17 protein-coding genes are annotated in these 13,845 nt (G+C 69.7%); 8 read left to right on the top strand and 9 right to left on the bottom strand.

All coding sequences use genetic code 11. The features are described 5' to 3' along the window. The first annotated feature begins 26 nt into the window (after positions 1-26). Both fumC and CSW64_RS07730 read left to right on the top strand, forming a co-directional pair. Positions 27-1,418, top strand: coding sequence for a class II fumarate hydratase (gene fumC / locus CSW64_RS07735; RefSeq protein WP_099621570.1), 1,392 nt, complete (start codon positions 27-29; stop codon positions 1,416-1,418). Between the two features lie 113 nt (positions 1,419-1,531). Continuing rightward, on the top strand, positions 1,532-2,290 hold the full coding sequence (locus CSW64_RS07730) for an AAA family ATPase (protein ID WP_099621569.1): 759 nt from the start codon (positions 1,532-1,534) through the stop codon (positions 2,288-2,290). 78 nt (positions 2,291-2,368) lie between these two features. Here CSW64_RS07730 and CSW64_RS07725 read toward each other — a convergent pair whose 3' ends face one another. After that, positions 2,369-2,767 carry a YccF domain-containing protein gene (locus tag CSW64_RS07725; RefSeq protein ID WP_099621568.1) on the bottom strand — a complete coding sequence of 133 codons (399 nt, stop codon included), beginning with the start codon at positions 2,765-2,767 and terminating at the stop codon, positions 2,369-2,371. 28 nt (positions 2,768-2,795) lie between these two features. On the opposite strand from CSW64_RS07725, the gene CSW64_RS07720 reads away from it, so the two are divergent. From CSW64_RS07720 to CSW64_RS07710, 3 genes are read left to right on the top strand one after another with little or no spacing between them, the layout of a single operon-like run. Further along, entirely contained in the window at positions 2,796-3,239 is a 444-nt protein-coding gene (locus CSW64_RS07720; protein ID WP_245863857.1) for a GNAT family N-acetyltransferase, read from the top strand. Positions 3,240-3,275: 36 nt separating this feature from the next. After that, the gene (locus tag CSW64_RS07715) at positions 3,276-3,521 is read left to right on the top strand and encodes a type II toxin-antitoxin system CcdA family antitoxin (RefSeq protein ID WP_099621567.1); all 246 of its coding nucleotides are present in this window, start codon (positions 3,276-3,278) and stop codon (positions 3,519-3,521) included. After that, positions 3,506-3,829, top strand: coding sequence for a CcdB family protein (locus tag CSW64_RS07710; protein ID WP_099621566.1), 324 nt, complete (start codon positions 3,506-3,508; stop codon positions 3,827-3,829). The genes CSW64_RS07715 and CSW64_RS07710 overlap by 16 nt, the downstream gene beginning before the upstream one ends. Here CSW64_RS07710 and CSW64_RS07705 read toward each other — a convergent pair. Then, positions 3,816-4,775, bottom strand: coding sequence for a glycosyltransferase family 9 protein (locus CSW64_RS07705; protein ID WP_216361252.1), 960 nt, complete (start codon positions 4,773-4,775; stop codon positions 3,816-3,818). The genes CSW64_RS07710 and CSW64_RS07705 overlap by 14 nt on opposite strands. Beyond that, on the bottom strand, positions 4,772-5,782 hold the full coding sequence (locus CSW64_RS07700; protein WP_099621565.1) for a polyprenyl synthetase family protein: 1,011 nt from the start codon (positions 5,780-5,782) through the stop codon (positions 4,772-4,774). The genes CSW64_RS07705 and CSW64_RS07700 overlap by 4 nt, the downstream gene beginning before the upstream one ends. Before the next feature lie 106 nt (positions 5,783-5,888). Between CSW64_RS07700 and CSW64_RS07695 the strand changes: the two genes are divergently transcribed. Next, entirely contained in the window at positions 5,889-6,626 is a 738-nt protein-coding gene (locus CSW64_RS07695; RefSeq protein WP_099621564.1) for a tRNA1(Val) (adenine(37)-N6)-methyltransferase, read from the top strand. Here CSW64_RS07695 and CSW64_RS07690 read toward each other — a convergent pair. The 5 genes from CSW64_RS07690 to CSW64_RS22155 all read right to left on the bottom strand — a co-directional run bounded on the left by CSW64_RS07690 (position 6,623) and on the right by CSW64_RS22155 (position 11,884). Next, the gene (locus CSW64_RS07690) at positions 6,623-8,386 is read right to left on the bottom strand and encodes an SLC13 family permease (RefSeq protein WP_216361251.1); all 1,764 of its coding nucleotides are present in this window, start codon (positions 8,384-8,386) and stop codon (positions 6,623-6,625) included. The genes CSW64_RS07695 and CSW64_RS07690 overlap by 4 nt on opposite strands. Before the next feature lie 36 nt (positions 8,387-8,422). After that, positions 8,423-8,989: a nucleoside 2-deoxyribosyltransferase gene (locus CSW64_RS07685; RefSeq protein ID WP_099621563.1), complete on the bottom strand. Its 567-nt coding sequence runs from the start codon at positions 8,987-8,989 to the stop codon at positions 8,423-8,425. Positions 8,990-9,040: 51 nt separating this feature from the next. Next, on the bottom strand, positions 9,041-9,472 hold the full coding sequence (locus CSW64_RS07680) for a hypothetical protein (protein WP_099621562.1): 432 nt from the start codon (positions 9,470-9,472) through the stop codon (positions 9,041-9,043). A 138-nt stretch (positions 9,473-9,610) separates the two neighbouring features. Continuing rightward, positions 9,611-10,630: a ketol-acid reductoisomerase gene (gene ilvC / locus CSW64_RS07675; RefSeq protein ID WP_099621561.1), complete on the bottom strand. Its 1,020-nt coding sequence runs from the start codon at positions 10,628-10,630 to the stop codon at positions 9,611-9,613. Between the two features lie 156 nt (positions 10,631-10,786). Next, entirely contained in the window at positions 10,787-11,884 is a 1,098-nt protein-coding gene (locus CSW64_RS22155) for an RcnB family protein (protein WP_099621560.1), read from the bottom strand. A 118-nt stretch (positions 11,885-12,002) separates the two neighbouring features. On the opposite strand from CSW64_RS22155, the gene CSW64_RS07665 reads away from it, so the two are divergent. Continuing rightward, a complete protein-coding gene (locus tag CSW64_RS07665) occupies positions 12,003-12,557 on the top strand; it encodes a DUF924 family protein (protein WP_099624155.1) in 555 nt (184 codons plus the stop codon). A gap of 6 nt (positions 12,558-12,563) precedes the next feature. Here CSW64_RS07665 and CSW64_RS07660 read toward each other — a convergent pair whose 3' ends face one another. Beyond that, a complete protein-coding gene (locus CSW64_RS07660; protein WP_099621559.1) occupies positions 12,564-12,851 on the bottom strand; it encodes a hypothetical protein in 288 nt (95 codons plus the stop codon). 138 nt (positions 12,852-12,989) lie between these two features. On the opposite strand from CSW64_RS07660, the gene CSW64_RS07655 reads away from it, so the two are divergent. After that, on the top strand, positions 12,990-13,838 hold the full coding sequence (locus CSW64_RS07655; protein ID WP_099621558.1) for a thymidylate synthase: 849 nt from the start codon (positions 12,990-12,992) through the stop codon (positions 13,836-13,838). Positions 13,839-13,845: the final 7 nt, after the last annotated feature.

Here is a 13,845-nt window from a genome sequence, read left to right as displayed (position 1 = left end):
GGCAAGTTGACGCCCCGGGAAAGACCATGACCAAGACGCGCATTGAAACCGACACCTTCGGCCCGATCGAGGTCGCCGCCGACCGCTACTGGGGCGCCCAGGCGCAGCGTTCGCTGGGCAACTTCAAGATCGGCTGGGAGAAGCAGCCCCTGCCCGTCGTCCGGGCCCTGGGCATCGTCAAGCGCGCCGCCGCCGAGACCAACCGCGACCTGGGCAAGCTGGATGCGAAGCTGGCCGACGCCATCATCCAGGCCGCCAATGAGGTCATCGAGGGCAAGCTGAACGACCACTTCCCGCTGGTCGTCTGGCAGACCGGCTCGGGCACCCAGTCGAACATGAACGCCAACGAGGTGATCTCGAACCGCGCCATCGAGATCCTGGGCGGCGAGATGGGCAGCAAGAAGCCCGTCCACCCGAACGACCACGTCAACATGAGCCAGTCGTCGAACGACACCTATCCGACGGCCATGCACGTGGCCTGCGCCGAACAGGTGGTCTCCGACCTGCTGCCGGCCCTGAAGCATCTGCACGCGGCCCTGAAGGCCAAGAGCGAGGCCTGGGCCCACATCATCAAGATCGGCCGCACCCACACCCAGGACGCCACCCCGCTGACGCTGGGCCAGGAGTTCGGCGGCTACGCCCAGCAGGTCGAGAACGGCATCGAGCGCATCGAACAGACCCTGCCCAAGCTGATGCAGCTGGCCCAGGGCGGCACCGCCGTCGGCACCGGCCTGAACGCCCCGGTCGGCTTCGCCGAGATGGTGGCCGAGAAGATCGCCGGCATCACCGGCCTGGCCTTCACCACCGCCCCGAACAAGTTCGAGGCCCTGGCCGCGCACGACGCCATGGTCTTCAGCCACGGCGCGATCAACACCGTCGCCGCCAGCCTGTTCAAGATCGCCAACGACATCCGCTTCCTGGGCTCCGGCCCGCGCGCGGGCCTCGGCGAGCTGAACCTGCCGGAGAACGAGCCGGGCAGCTCGATCATGCCGGGCAAGGTCAACCCGACCCAGTGCGAGGCCCTGACCCAGGTCTGCGCCCAGATCTTCGGCAACCAGGCGACCATCACCTTCGCCGGCGCCAGCGGCCATTTCGAGCTGAACGTCTTCAACCCGGTGATGGCCTACAACTTCCTGCAGTCGGTCCGCCTGATGGCCGACGCGGCGATCAGCTTCACCGACAACTGCGTCGTCGGCATCGAGCCGCGCGAGGACAACATCCGGCACGGTCTCGAGAACAGCCTGATGCTGGTCACCGCCCTGAACGGCAAGCTGGGCTACGACCTGTGCGCCAAGATCGCCAAGACCGCCCACAAGAACGGCACCACCCTGCGCGAGGAGGCCGTCGGCGGCGGCTACCTCACCAACGAGGAGTTCGACGAGTGGGTGCGCCCGGAGAAGATGATCTCGCCGGGGTGAGCGCGGCGCTCCACAGAGGCTGAACGGCGGACGGCGCAGCTTCCTTGGAGCCGCGCCGTTTCTGTATCGAGCGGACGATTGTACCCTGCGGGCGCATCGGCGAAGGTCACGCCATGACCGGCCTGACCCGCCCCTACTGGATCGCCGCCGAGTTCGTTCGCGGCGAGGGCTGGGACGACGACGCCTATCCGTTCAACCTGCCGGTCGTGCGGCGGACGGACAGCCTCGCCTTCCATCCCCGCGTGACCTTCCTGGTCGGCGAGAACGGCTCGGGGAAGTCAACGCTGATCGAGGCCTTGGCAGTGGCCTGGGGCTTCAACGCCGAGGGCGGCTCGCGCGACCACCGCTTCGCGACGCACGACAGCCACTCCGTTCTGCACCAGCACATCCGGCCCGTCCGGAACAGCAGGGATCCCAGGCCGCACGACGGCTTCTTTCTGCGGGCCGAGAGCTTCTTCAACGTCGCCACCTACCTCGAGCAGACCGGCGGCACACGCTATGGGCCTCGGTCGCTGCACCAGCAGTCGCACGGCGAGGCCTTCTTCTCCCTGTTCGAGAACCGGCTGGCGGGCGACGGCCTCTACATCATGGACGAGCCCGAGGCGGCGCTGTCGCCCAGCCGGCAGCTGTCGTTCCTGGCCAAGCTGCACGAGCTGGTGCTGGCGCGGTCGCAGCTGATCATCGCCACCCATTCGCCGATCATCCTCGGCTATCCGGACGCCTGGATTTACCAGGCCTCGGAGCATGGGCTGGAGCGGGTCGCGTACGAGGACACCGAACACTACCAGATCACCCGCGGCTTCCTGAACCGGCGGCAGACCTATCTGGACATCCTGATGGAGCCCGACCCGGACGCGCCGAAGCCGCGATAAAGGGGACATGTAAGCGGAGCGTACGTGTCCCCCGTTCACGGGGACACGCACCGCTGCGCGGAGCATGTCCCCTCTCGGCTAGGGCTTCTTGACAACGACCTTGCCGATCGGCGCCACGGCCACGGCGGCCAGCTGCAGGTCCTTGATAGCGAAGGGGATGCCGATGATGCTGATGGCCTCCGCCAGGGCGATCAGCAGGTGCGACAGGGCGATGTACCAGCCGCCGAGCACGAACCAGATCACGTTCAGCACGCAGCCGACCGGCCCGGTGCCGAGGTCGCCCTGCCCGTTCAGCACATCGCGCGAGACGATCTCCTTGCCGTACGGCCAGAAGGCGAAGCCCGCGATCCGCCAGGCCGCGCCGGTATACGGCAGCCCCACGACGGTGATCGCCAGCAGCGCGCCGCCGAGCAGCCACAGCAGGCCCGACAGCCAGCCGCCGAAAATGAACCACAGGATGTTGAGCAGCAGTCTCAAAGGATCGCCCCCAGGCTAAGGTCTCTCGATGCAAGACGTGGTGAACATCGCGCGGGTTGTCGAGACTCTGCCGGATGAATTCGAGGTCATCCTGGCGGACGCGGCGTCCGAAGGCGTCCGCAACATGGCCCTGCTCGCGCGGCAGTGGGCGAGCGGAGAACAGCGCTTCGAGGAGCCGGGCGCGCTGTTCGCGGCGCGGGTGGGCGGCGCCCTGGCCGGGGTCGGCGGCGTCTCGCCGGAAACCGGTCCGGGCGAACCGGCCATGCGGATGCGTCGGCTCTACGTCCGGCCGGACTTCCGGCGGATGGGCGTCGCGCGGGCGCTGGCCGGGGCGATGATGCAGCAGGGCTTCCAGGCCGCGCCGCGGCTGACCGTCAACGCGGCCGCCTCGGTGGCCGCTGGACCGTTCTGGGCGGCGATGGGTTTCGAGCCGTCGGACCGCCGGGACGCCACCCACATCGCGAGATTGTAGTTGCCGGTTTGTTCACCCCAGGCGTAAGCTCTCGCCATGGACAGGCCCGAGGCCCCCGCCCCGTCGATCGATCCCGAGCTGCTGGAACAGGCGGCCCGGCTGGGTCTCGACACGACCGGCTGGACGGAGCGCGACCTGCGGCTTCACCTGCAAAAGGTCGATCCGGCGGGCGGCGAGGCGCGTGCGAAGCGCTGGGCCGACGAGAACGCCGAGGCGATCCGCCGGCACGGCGAACGGATCGAACGAGAAGGCTGTTTCGGCGAGGAATGGCGACGCTGGTGACGCGCCAGTTCGACATCATCCGAAACCCGGACGGAGCGCGGCGGTCGATCGTTCCCTACATCCTCGTTCTACAATCGCACTACGCGCCCATGGCGACCACAATCGTCGCGCCAATCCGTCGGAAGACCCACGCCGAGGGCCATGCCGAGATCGAAGTGCCGATTAGCGTGCAAAATGAAGACTGCGCGGTGATGGTCGCCGAGCTCGCCCACCTGCCCTCACGCATGCTGGGCCGGTCGATCGACAATCTTTCCCGCCAGGAGGACGACATCCGCCGGGCGCTGGACCGGCTGTTCACCGGCTTCTGATCGTCTCCGCCGCCGCCCAGACGGGATCGACGGCCAGGTCAGCGAGATCCGGTTCGCGCAGGATCTCGACCGGCTGGTCCGGCCGGATCGGGCGCGGGGCGCTGAGGGCCGGGTTGCTGTCGCGCGAGAACAGCACCACGCCCGGGCAGCCGGCGGCGATCACCACATGCATCGGACCGGTGTCGTTGCCGACCGCCAGGGCCGCGCCCCGCGCCAGGCTGGCGATGTCGCCGAGCGAGGTCTTGCCGACCAGGCTGACCGCGCCGGGCGCCGCGGCCAGGATCACGTCGGCCAGGGCCTGCTCCTCGGCGCCGTGGCCCAGAACCGCCGGCGTGATCCCCCGCCCCAGCAGCCGCGCCGCCAGCGCGCCGAAACGATCCGCCGGCCAGCGCTTGGCCGGCCGGTGCGGCGCGCCGCCCGGCGCCAACAGCGCATAAGGCGCGGAAAGATCGAACTTGCCGTCCTGTCCGTTCAGCCAGCTGATGTCGGGCGGCCCGACGTCGGCGATCCCGGCGATGGTGAGCTGGTTGCGCTGTGAATCCTGGATGTGGAGCCGGTCCCGCTCGGCGCCGCCGTAGTGGAAGACCGCGCCCGGCGCGTTGCCCGACCAGGCCGGTCGGTTCGGCCAGAGCAGCTGGAAGTAACGGACCGTGCGGCTCTGGGTCTGCAGATCGTAGACACGGTCGAACCGCGCGGCGCGCAGTCGGCGCAGCAGCCGCCAGACGGCCGGCAGGTCCGACCAGCTGGGACGGCCGTCGCTCCAGACCTCGTCGAACCAGCCCGTGGCCTGTCCCATCCCGACATAGGGCTTGGTGGTCAGCAGCACGATATGGGCGTCGGGATGGGCGGCGCGGATCGCCTTCATCGGCCCGGTCGCCTGGATGAAGTCGCCCAGCGCCGACAGCTTGATGACCAGGATGCGCTCGCCCACGGCGGGCCGCGTCACGCGCGCCGGCTGACGGCGAAGTCGGCCAGGTCCTCCAGCGCCGTGCGCCAGCTGTTGGAGGTCATCGGCGAGAGCGCCGTCTTGGCCTTGTCGGCGAAGTCGGCGGCGAGATCGAGCGTGGACTCCAGCGCCCCGCTCTTGCGGATCAGCTCGCAGGCGCGGGTGAAGTCGGCGTCGGTCTGTTCGCGTCGGCCGATGGTGCGCTCCCAGAAGCCCTGCTCGGCCGCGCCCGTGCGCTCGATGGCCAGCAGCAGCGGCAGGGTCGCCTTGCCTTCCCGGAAGTCGTCGCCCGCGTTCTTGCCCAGGTCCGCCGTGGCGCCGCCGTAGTCCAGCGCGTCATCGGCCAGCTGGAAAGCCAGGCCCAGGTTCAGGGCGTAGTCCCGCATCGCCTGGATCTGCTCGTCCGGCGCGCCGGCGCTGACGGCCCCCGCCTCAGCGGCGGCGGCGAACAGCTCAGCCGTCTTGGCGCTGATGATCTGCAGATAGACGTCCTGCGACAGGTTCAGGTCATGAGCCCGGGTCAGCTGCAGGACCTCGCCCTCGGAGATCACGCCCGAGGCCCGGGCCAGGATGTCCAGCGCCCGCAGCGACCCGGCCTCGACCATCAGTTCGAAAGCCTTGGCGAACAGGAAGTCGCCGACCAGCACGCTGGACGGCGCGCCCCAGATCAGATGGGCGGCGACCTTGCCGCGCCGAAGTTCCGAGGAGTCGACCACATCGTCGTGCAAGAGCGTGGCGGTGTGGATGAACTCCACCGCCGCGGCCAGCTTCAGGCAGGCGTCGTCGCGGGCGCCGGCCAGCCGGGCGCTCGCCACGGTCAGCAGCGGCCGCAGGCGCTTGCCGCCGGCGTTGATCAGGTGATCGGCCAGGGCCGGGATCACCGCCACCGGGCTCTGCATCCGGGCGACGATGATGTTGTTGATCTCGACGATATCCTCGGCGGCGAGATGGCTCAGCACCTCGACGGAGCCCTTGGGTCGGGCGACGGCCGTGCTGGCTGCGTCCAAGATCGTCTGCTCCTCGGCTTCCCGCCCGGCCCGGCGCCGTTGCGGGAGTCATCATGGGCGGGATAGGTCACGGAACGGACGAGCACAAGACCGAGATGGCGCCCTCATGGATGTAACCGAGGACCAGCTGCTGAACGGAAGGGTCCGCCTTCGCCAGCCCGCGCGCGGCTATCGCGCCGGTATGGACGCGGCTCTGCTGGCGGCCGCCTGCGACGCCGACGCCGGCGGACGGGTCCTGGAGGCCGGCTGCGGCGCGGGCGGGGCGCTGCTGGCGGCGGCGACCCGACGCGACGCCGCCTGCTTCACGGGCCTGGAGCGCGACCCGGCGGCGGCGGCGCTCGCTCGCGAGAACGCGAGCTTGAACGGCCTTTCCGATCGCGTCGAAGTTATCGCGGGCGACGTTCAGGCCGGCCTCAAAGCCTTGGGCCTGGCGCCCTTCGACGCGGTGATGGCCAATCCGCCGTTCTTCGACGATCCGGGAGAGCTGCGCGCCCCGGCGCCCGAGAAGACCGGCGCCTGGATGGCCGACGGCGGGCTGGCGGCCTGGACGGGCTTCCTGCTCAAGGCCGCGCGCGAGGGCGGAACCATCACTGTGATCCACCGCGCCGACCGGCTCGCCGACCTTCTGGCGCAGCTGGCGCCCAAGGCCGGCTCCTTCCGCATCCGCCCCGTCCAACCCTACGCCGACCAGCCGGCCAAGCGAGTGATCGTGCGGGCGATCAAGACCGGCAGGGCGCCGCTGATCCTGCTGCCGCCGCTGGTCCTGCACGACCGCTCGGACGCCAAGCACACGACCGAGGCCGAGGCTATCCTCCGGGGCGAGGCCGCCCTCCCCTGGACCTAGCCGCCGTACACTCTCGACAGCACGAAGGCCGTGGTTAGCACCACCAGCACCATCATCAGCAGGCCAATGCGCGGATAGTCGAGGAAGCGATAGCCGCCCGGCCCCATGACCAGCAGGTTGTTCTGGTGGCCGATCGGCGTGAGGAAGTCCGACGAGGCTCCGATCAGCACCGCCAGCAGGAAGGCGTCCGGCGGCGCGCCCAGGGCGACCGCCGCCTGCATCGCCACCGGCCCCATGACGATGGCGGTGGCGACGTTGTTCAGGAACATCGAGAAGATCGCGGTGGCCAGGGTCATCGCCGCCAGCGCCCAGAACAGGGTCATGTCGCCCATGGCGTGACTGAGCCAGGCCGCGGCGATCTCGGACGCGCCACTGTCGCCGAAGCTCTTGCCGACCGGGATCATCGCGCCCAGCAGCACGATCACCGGCCAGTCGATCGAGCGATAGACCTCGTCGGCGGGGAGCAGGCGCAACACGATCATCAGCCCGGCCGCCGCCACGAAGGAGAGCGCCGCCGGCACGCCGAACGCGGCCGTGGCGACGACCGCGGCCGCGTAGACGAGCACGCTGACCACCGCTCTCCGGGGCTTGGGCGGCGCGGTCAGACGCCGATCCAGCTGCAACAGCCGGCCGTAGCGGATGTACTCGGCCAGTACGCCGGCAGGCCCCTGCACCACGATCTGGTCGCCGGCCCGCAGGGTCATGGCGCGCAACGGCCGCCGCTCGCGCGCCATACGGTCCCCGCCGGCGATGACCTGCAACTCGCCGTCGGTCTGGGCGTCGACGACGCCGTAGGAGAAGCCGATCAATGGCGAGCCGTCGCCAACCACCAGTCGCGCGGTGGCGGCGTCGTCCGTGTTCATCCGGCGGGCCTCGAAGCGCAGATCCAGGGGCTTGGCCGCCACCCACGGATCAGTTCGCGCCGAGACGATCAGGCAGTCGCCGGGCTGCACGAGATCGTCGCCCGCCAGCACCACGCGCGCATGGTCGCGCCAAACCGCCAGCAGCGAGACCTCCGCCTCGCGCAGGGCCTGCTGCACGTCCTCGTAGCGGCGATTGAAGTTCAGGGGCGCCCACAGCTCGAACACCCGCAGGGAGGCGTCCTCGTCCATCGCAGCGCCGGAGTCCCGCTTGGGCGCCAGCCGCCAGCCGGCGATCATCAGATAGGCCAGCCCGACCAGGGTCACCGCCCCGCCGACCAGGGTCATGTCGAAGAACTGGAACGGCGCGCCAAGCTGCTCCTCGCGCACCGAGGACAGGATCAGGTTGGCGGGCGTGCCGATCAGGGTGGTCATTCCGCCGAGGATGGTGGCGAACGACAGCGGCATCAGCCCGATCGCCGGCGACATCCGGCCGTCGCGGCAGATGCGGATCATCACCGGCATGGTGATCGCTAGAGCGGCGATATTGTTCATGAAGGCCGACAGCGCCGCGCCCAGAACCAGCACCACCGCGATCCGCACCGGCAGCGGCGCGCCGCGCGGCATCAGGGCCCGGACCAGCATGGTCGCCGCGCCCGAAAGTTCGACCGCCCGGCCGATCACAAGCACCGCCGCCACGGTGATCACGGCGCTGTCGCCGAAGCCGGCGAACGCCTCGCCCGGCCGCACCAGGCCCAACAGCACCGCCGCCAGCAACGACAGCACCGCGACCAGGTCGTGACGGACCTTGTCGCTGGCGAACAGCGCCAGCGTGATCAACAGCAGCCCGGCGCTCAGCACGGCCGGCGATATGGTCGGTAGTTCCGGAAGCAGCCCCATCACGGGGCTAACGCCCGGGCGGCGAGAGCGTTGCCTCTACTCGGCGTACTGCCGCACAGCCTCCAGGCAGAGCTGCAGACCCGTGACGTCGTCCATCACGTCGGGGGTGACGATCACGAAGAGCCGCCGCGCCTCGGCCCAGAGCATCGCCGTCTCGGGCAGGCCGAAGTCCTCGATCAAGGCCCCAGAGGCGTCGCGCCAGACGCCGTCCTCGTCAAGCTGAGCGCCGATATGGGCGTCGATGCGGTCGCGATACTCCGCGTCCTCTTCGGCCGGGATGTTCATCCAGGCGAAGACCGGCTTGCCGAGACCGGATAGGAAGCCCGCTTCGAACGCCGTCCCCGGATCCGCGGCCGGCCCGCGCCAGGGCGTCAGGTTGACGATGGCGGCGTCCGCCTTGCGCATGCGCGCCACGCGTTCGGCATAGATCTCGCGCGCCATGACCTCGCCCGGCTCCAGCTCTCGCAGAGCGCTGGTGTCGGGCAGCAGCATCGAGAAGCCGGCGGCTTCGCACAGCGCCTGGCGCAGCGCGAAGTGCGCCCCGACGTTCGGGTACCAGACCTCGGGTCCGGCCAGATACAGATTCTCGACACGACGGCTCATGGGCGGACTGTTACGCCGCCGCGGGGCTGATCGCCAGACCTTCGACGCCGCCTAGCGGGCTACGGAGCGGGTGAACAGCGCCGCGACGCTGGTTTCGACGCCTGGGTTCAGCACGCAGGCCGAGCCGTTGCCGATCGGCTTGCAGCCGACCCATTCGACCGTCCAGGCGGACCCATAGCCGCCGGTGGACTGTGCGGTCAGCACGACCTCGCTGTTGCGCCGGACCCAGAGCCAGCACTGACGGTTCTCCTGGGTGACATAGCGATACTCCGCGCCGCCGCAGGTCACGCCGACCGGCGCGCTGACCACATAGGTCTTCGGATCCATGTCGCCGCCGGCGGCGACGGTCAGGCGCACGTCCGCGGCGGCTGTGATCTCAAGCTCCGATACGGTCGGCGCCGCCGTCGTGGCCTGGAGGGCGTGCGCCGCCCCGCCGACGCCGAGCAACATTATCCCCAGAACCAGCCCGCCGACGATGCGCATGTGCTTCTCCCATCCACCCCTGGGGTGAAGAGTGGCCAGATCCACGCGCCGCGCAACCAGATTGTTCGGGGCCAGAAACACCAACGCCGGCGGATACGGGATCCGCCGGCGCCGCCGCCGTCCTGTGAGGGACTGCGATCAGTTCTTGGTCTTGTCGACCAGCTGGCCCTTGGTGATCCAGGGCATCATGCCGCGCAGGCGGGCGCCGACCTCTTCGATCTGATGCTCGGCGTGACGACGGCGGACGGCCTTGAAGCTGGGCTGGCCCACCGCGTTCTCCTGCATGAAGTCGCGCACGAAGCGGCCCTCCTGGATGTCGGTGAGGATCCGCTTCATCTCGGCCTTGGTGTCCGAGGTCACGACGCGGGGACCGCTGACGTAGGCGCCGTACTCGGCCGTGTTGCTGATCGAGTAGGACATGTTCGAGATGCCGCCCTCGTAGATCAGGTCCACGATCAGCTTCACCTCGTGCAGGCACTCGAAATAGGCCATCTCCGGCGCGTAGCCGGCTTCCACCAGGGTCTCGAAACCGGCCCGGATCAGTTCGGCCAGGCCGCCGCAGAGCACGGCCTGCTCGCCGAACAGGTCGGTCTCGCACTCCTCGCGGAAGTTGGTCTCGATGATGCCCGAGCGGCCGCCGCCGATGGCGGAGGCGTAGGCCAGGCCGAGATCCATGGCGTTGCCGGTGGCGTTCTGATGCACCGCGATCAGGCAGGGCACGCCGCCGCCCTTCAGGTACTCGCCGCGCACCGTGTGGCCCGGGCCCTTGGGCGCGACCATCAGGACGTCGACGGTCGATTTCGGCTCGATCAGGCCGAAGTGCACGTTCAGGCCGTGGGCGAACAGCAGGGCGGCGCCGTCGCGGATGTTCGGGGCGATCTCGTTCTCGTAGATGCCGCGCTGCAGCTCGTCCGGCGCCAGGATCATGATGGCGTCGGCCCAGGCGGCGGCCTCGGCGACGGTCATGACCTTGACGCCCTCGGCTTCGGCCTTCTTGGCCGAGGCAGAGCCGGGACGAAGGGCTACGGCTACGTTCTTCACGCCGGAGTCGCGAAGGTTAAGGACGTGCGCGTGACCTTGGCTGCCATAGCCTACAACGGCGATCTTACGGTCCAGGATACGGGCCAGATCAGCGTCGCGGTCGTAATAGACGCGCATGATTTTTTCTCCGGTTGGCTCAAAAGCGCTGCGGGTGCGCAACGGCGCCGCAGCAAAGGCCGGGCTATCGAGCGGAAAATTGCGCAAAGGTCAAGGGTCCGCGCTCAAAAGCGAAGGCCCCGGGCTATCCCGGGGCCTTCGCGGTCGCGGAAGCCGCTACCAGAACAGTCCGTAGTAGACGGCTAGGACGCGGCCGCTCCAGATGTCGACCAGCAGGGCGTCGTCGCCGACGCGCACCCATTCGGTGCCGATCGGCGGGATCGGCAGGCCGTAGGCGCCCCAGCCGAGGTAGTAGCTCGGCGTGAACCAGCCCCAGGGCAGGACGTCGCCGTAGGACCAGTGCCGGACGTACCAGCCGCTGGGATAGCGATAGCTCGGCGCGCGGTAGCGACGCGGCGCATGGTACTCACGCCGCCACTGGCGGGAGTCGTACCAGCGGCGGTTCCGGTCGCGGTCCCGGAGCTGACGCCCCTCGCCCGGACGCCGGCCGTCCCAGCGGCGATCGCCGCGGTCGTGGTCGCGCTCCCAGCCGCCGGGTCCCGGTCGTCCCGGATAGCGATCCGGCCGGCCGTCGTTGTCGCGGTCCCAGCCGCCGGGGCGGCCCGGCTGACCCGGCTGGCCCGGCTGGCCTGGACGGCCAGGCTCTCCCGGGCGACCGGGCTCCCAGGGACGCCCTGGTTCTCCCGGGCGGCCGGGGCGGTCGGGGCGATCCCAGCCCCCCGGACGGTCCGGACGATCCGGCCTGTCCCAGCCGCCCGGCCGTCCCGGCTGAGAGGGTTGCGACGGTTGCGAGGGGCGATCCGGACGATCCCAACCGCCGCCCGGCCGGTCGGGCCTGTCAGGACGGTCGGGTCTGTCAGGACGGTCGGGTCTGTCAGGGCGACCAGGTCTGTCGGGGCGATCCGGACGGTCCCAGCCGCCGGGACGTCCGGGCTGGGCAGGACGATCGGGACGCTCCCATCCGCCCGGTTGCGGGCGGTCGGGACGGTCCGGACGCTGGGGCCGCTCCCAACCGCCGGGCCGACCGCCGCCGTCAGGGCGCGGTCCACGATCCGGCCGCGCCTCGGGTTGCGCCGGCCCCTGCGGCCCCGGCTGCGGCCGGTCTCCACGGTCTCCGCCGCGCGAAGGCCTGTCGCCGCGCCGCGGCTGCTCCGTCTCCGACTGCGCCTGGTCGCCTCGTCCCTGGGGTTGGGCGACCGCCGCCGTGCTGGCCATCAGGCTCAGCACCAGCGCCGTGGTGAGGGTCTTTTTCATATCCGTCTCCATGGGGCCGCCACTCGGACGCGCCCCGCTGGTCCCTTAACCCTACGGATGCGCTCGGCAATCTGAACGGTGCTTGAACGATCCGGCGGTCGGCGCCAGCTTGGCCGTCATGACCGCGACCCCCATGGACGTCATCGGCTTCTGGCAGGCCGCAGGCCCGCAAAAGTGGTTCACCAAGGACCCTCGCTTCGACGAGGCCATCCGCCTGCGGTTCGAACCGGTGCACTTCGCCGCCGCACGGGGCGAGTACGACGCCTGGCGGGAGACGGCGGAAGGTTGCCTGGCGCTGTTGATCCTGCTGGATCAGTTCCCGCGCAACCTGTGGCGCGGCTCAGGCCACGCCTTCGCCGCCGATCCGCTGGCGCGCGCCGTGGCCCGCCGCGCGGTCCAGGCCGACTTCGACCAGGAGGTCGAGCCGGCGCTGCGGCCGTTCTTCTATCTGCCGTTCGAACATTCCGAGGACCCGGCCGATCAGGACCTGTCGGTGACCCTCTGCGAAGCCCACCGCGACGCGACGGGCGACGAGGACACCCTGAAGTGGGCCGTCATCCATCGCGACATCATCGCGCGCTTCGGCCGCTTCCCGCATCGCAACCGCAGCCTCGGCCGCGAGACCACGGCGGAGGAGCAGGCCTTCCTCGACGACGGCGGCTTCTCGGGCTGAGGGCGGCTAGCAGCCGGTGCTGGGGCTGCAGGACTGGGTCTGGGTGCGCCCCTGCATGGTGCTCAACGCAGCCTGGGCCGTCTCGCTTCGCGTATCCCATTGAGCCGCCGTCTTGCAGACCTTGCGGCCAAAGCGCGAGTTGGGCTTGAGCTCCTCGCGGCAGATCTTCCGGTTCGGATCGTTCCGCACCACCTGGAGCGTGGTTTCGGTCTTCGCGGGAGCCGGCGGCGACGGCGGCGTCTTGGCGGCCGGCTCCGCCGCGGCCATCATCAGGGTCAACGTCAAGATGAGCATGTGGTCCCTCCCCGGGGAAACATTGATCGATGATCGCCGGTTGTGGAGCATCCGGCAAGAGTTGGGGACAACACTCCGTCATCGCCGCCCGTCGCTCCCGCGAATCGGGCACAATCGGCCGCGACAGGAGCTTCAGGCATGACCGCCATCGCGCCGCTGTTCGCCGCCCCGCCGGCGAGCGATCCCCAGCATCCGGAACGCCAGTACCTGGCGCTCCTGCAGGACATCCTGCGCAATGGCGTCCAGCGCGGCGACCGCACCGGCACGGGCACCCTGGGCGTCTTCGGCCGTCAGATGCGCTTCGATCTGGCGCAGGGCTTTCCGCTGCTGACCACCAAGAAGCTGCACCTCAAGTCGATCATCCTCGAGCTGCTGTGGTTCCTGCGCGGCGACACCAACGTACGCTGGCTGCAGGAACGGGGCGTCAGCATCTGGGACGAATGGGCCGACGAGGGCGGCGAGCTCGGCCCGGTCTACGGCCGGCAATGGCGCTCCTGGGCCGCCCCGGACGGCCGGGTCATCGACCAGATCACGGCGGTGATCGAGAGCCTGAAGACCAATCCCAACAGCCGCCGTCACATCGTCAGCGCCTGGAATCCGGCCGACGTCGACGACATGGCCCTGCCGCCCTGCCACTGCCTGTTCCAGTTCTTCGTCGCGGACGGGAAGCTCAGCTGCCAGCTGTACCAGCGCAGCGCCGACGTCTTCCTCGGCGTGCCGTTCAACATCGCCAGCTACGCCCTGCTGACCCTGATGATGGCCCAGGTCACCGGCCTGAAACCGGGCGAGTTCGTCCATACCTTCGGCGACGCGCACCTGTACCTGAACCACGTCGACCAGGCGAAGGAGCAGCTCTCGCGCGAGCCGTACGCCTTCCCCGAGATGACCATCACGCCACGCGGCGACCTGTTCTCGTACGAGTACGAGGACTTCCAGCTGCGAGACTACCAAGCTCACCCGAGCATCAAGGCGCCGATCGCGGTGTAGGCGGTCC

The organism is Caulobacter mirabilis (assembly GCF_002749615.1).
GTDB classification, from domain to species: Bacteria; Pseudomonadota; Alphaproteobacteria; order Caulobacterales; family Caulobacteraceae; genus Caulobacter; species Caulobacter mirabilis.
This window is presented reverse-complemented; position numbering and strand designations above follow the sequence as displayed.

Coding starts and splice junctions, on each gene's coding strand:
- fumC (WP_099621570.1), top strand. CDS start 27: ATGACCAAGACGCGCATTGAAACCGACACCTTCGGCCCGATCGAGGTC.
- CSW64_RS07730 (WP_099621569.1), top strand. CDS start 1,532: ATGACCGGCCTGACCCGCCCCTACTGGATCGCCGCCGAGTTCGTTCGC.
- CSW64_RS07720 (WP_245863857.1), top strand. CDS start 2,796: ATGCAAGACGTGGTGAACATCGCGCGGGTTGTCGAGACTCTGCCGGAT.
- CSW64_RS07715 (WP_099621567.1), top strand. CDS start 3,276: ATGGACAGGCCCGAGGCCCCCGCCCCGTCGATCGATCCCGAGCTGCTG.
- CSW64_RS07710 (WP_099621566.1), top strand. CDS start 3,506: ATGGCGACGCTGGTGACGCGCCAGTTCGACATCATCCGAAACCCGGAC.
- CSW64_RS07695 (WP_099621564.1), top strand. CDS start 5,889: ATGGATGTAACCGAGGACCAGCTGCTGAACGGAAGGGTCCGCCTTCGC.
- CSW64_RS07690 (WP_216361251.1), bottom strand. CDS start 8,386: ATGGGGCTGCTTCCGGAACTACCGACCATATCGCCGGCCGTGCTGAGC.
- CSW64_RS07685 (WP_099621563.1), bottom strand. CDS start 8,989: ATGAGCCGTCGTGTCGAGAATCTGTATCTGGCCGGACCCGAGGTCTGG.
- CSW64_RS07680 (WP_099621562.1), bottom strand. CDS start 9,472: ATGCGCATCGTCGGCGGGCTGGTTCTGGGGATAATGTTGCTCGGCGTC.
- ilvC (WP_099621561.1), bottom strand. CDS start 10,630: ATGCGCGTCTATTACGACCGCGACGCTGATCTGGCCCGTATCCTGGAC.
- CSW64_RS22155 (WP_099621560.1), bottom strand. CDS start 11,884: ATGAAAAAGACCCTCACCACGGCGCTGGTGCTGAGCCTGATGGCCAGC.
- CSW64_RS07665 (WP_099624155.1), top strand. CDS start 12,003: ATGACCGCGACCCCCATGGACGTCATCGGCTTCTGGCAGGCCGCAGGC.
- CSW64_RS07660 (WP_099621559.1), bottom strand. CDS start 12,851: ATGCTCATCTTGACGTTGACCCTGATGATGGCCGCGGCGGAGCCGGCC.
- CSW64_RS07655 (WP_099621558.1), top strand. CDS start 12,990: ATGACCGCCATCGCGCCGCTGTTCGCCGCCCCGCCGGCGAGCGATCCC.